This window comes from Cupriavidus campinensis, from assembly GCF_905397395.1.
Lineage (GTDB): Bacteria > Pseudomonadota > Gammaproteobacteria > Burkholderiales > Burkholderiaceae > Cupriavidus > Cupriavidus campinensis.
Genome location: NZ_CAJPVH010000140.1, coordinates 1 through 1,386, shown reverse-complemented (window position 1 = coordinate 1,386; position 1,386 = coordinate 1). Strand labels below are relative to the sequence as shown.

Annotated in this window: 2 protein-coding genes and 1 pseudogene; all 3 read right to left on the bottom strand. The window is 50.6% G+C overall.

Features of this window, described 5'->3' with window-relative positions; all coding sequences use genetic code 11:
- A partial coding sequence (locus tag KHO18_RS28790) for a hemagglutinin repeat-containing protein (RefSeq protein WP_211944317.1) occupies nucleotides 1-126 on the bottom strand: 126 nt, incomplete at its 3' end.
- A 90-nt stretch (nucleotides 127-216) separates the two neighbouring features.
- Entirely contained in the window at nucleotides 217-450 is a 234-nt protein-coding gene (locus KHO18_RS28215; RefSeq protein WP_211944316.1) for a hypothetical protein, read from the bottom strand.
- Nucleotides 447-1,386: pseudogene (locus tag KHO18_RS28210) on the bottom strand (hypothetical protein); the annotation flags it as partial. The pseudogene KHO18_RS28210 and the gene KHO18_RS28215, both read right to left, overlap by 4 nt.

Here is a 1,386-nt window from a genome sequence, read left to right as displayed (position 1 = left end):
GTTCTTGCCGATCAGGGTCACGTCTTGCCCTGCGGAGATGTCGGCACCGCGCGCGGTGAGGTCGTCCTTGGCGGCGATGCTCACATTGCCGTTGCCGCTGACCACCTGGCTCGCCACGCGCTTCATCTGCTCAAGGCCCTGCTCCCGGGGAGTTCACTAGATACACGGCTACAAGACAAAATTCAGTTATGGGCGAGGCCTCGTTTTTCTACCTGCCTAGTCTATTAGGCCTGCCTTCCGCAAATATCGAGGCAAAAGAGCAATATGAACAACGAATAACACCAAAAACGACGGCAACCCGATGAAAACAAGGCAAAACTCTTCTTTCCATCCGAACACAATCCGAGAGACTCCCGCCAGCAGAAATGCATATAAACCGCTCGAACCTAGAGATATGCTACCAACAACAATAATTTTTCGAATATCTTCAATTTTCTTGCGCGAGTTCATTTTTCATCCATATTTGTCACCCCATTTACAAACGTATATCCTTTCGCCCCGACCCCGAAAAGCAAGGTCGTTTGAGTCGTTCCATTAGGCAAGGCTTTGCCAAAAAATGGAACAAGCGTCGGATTATTGAACCTCGAAACAGCAACGCCAAAAATGGAATTGGGCCGACCGAGGCCATCAGCTATCCCAACCTTCAATGGCACCTTTGCACCGGCAGCCCCCATGGAAAACACCAAATTCAAACCGTCAAAAGTAGTTCCGCCCCAAGTCGGCATAAGATACTCGAAACCGCTTTTTAGAACATTATTTCCAGGCAAGTTAATTCCATTTAACCGGTTATACAACCCATTTGCACCTTCCCCCACATCACTAATGCCAAACGCGACCATCCCACCGCCACCAATCGCGCATCCAATACCAGTAGTTCCACAAATAGTGACCCCTGTTTTTGCTGTGATGGCGCCAAAAACGATTTTTGCACCATCCTTGACCACCCCTATGGGATCGCTTTCCATCGCATCCCCAAACTTTTGACTTGCACTATATTGGAATAGCCCAGACTCCTTTTGCAGAAGGACCCATCGCCGTTCCTCTGCGAGATCGCTTGCCTCTACGGTGCTCACATAGTTCTCAGTGTATTCCGCGCTCCCGACGGGGTATTCTGCCCAGCACTTTATTTCGTAGCACGCGGCCCTAGTAAGGCGCTTTTCGGCTTCTTTGTCACCGTTAGCTTGGGTGCTGATCTTTTCTTTCTCATCCGGATGCAACTGTCTGTTATAAGCATCCGCCATCCCCGCCGTCGCCGCAGTTGCATTGCCACCAACAATCTTGGCAATCGCCATACCAACAACCTGCAACATCTTGTCGCGGGTTCCAGGTTCAACGCCGAGGCTACCCATGTTCTCGTCCAACAACATAATCGCCGCCGTAGCCGCC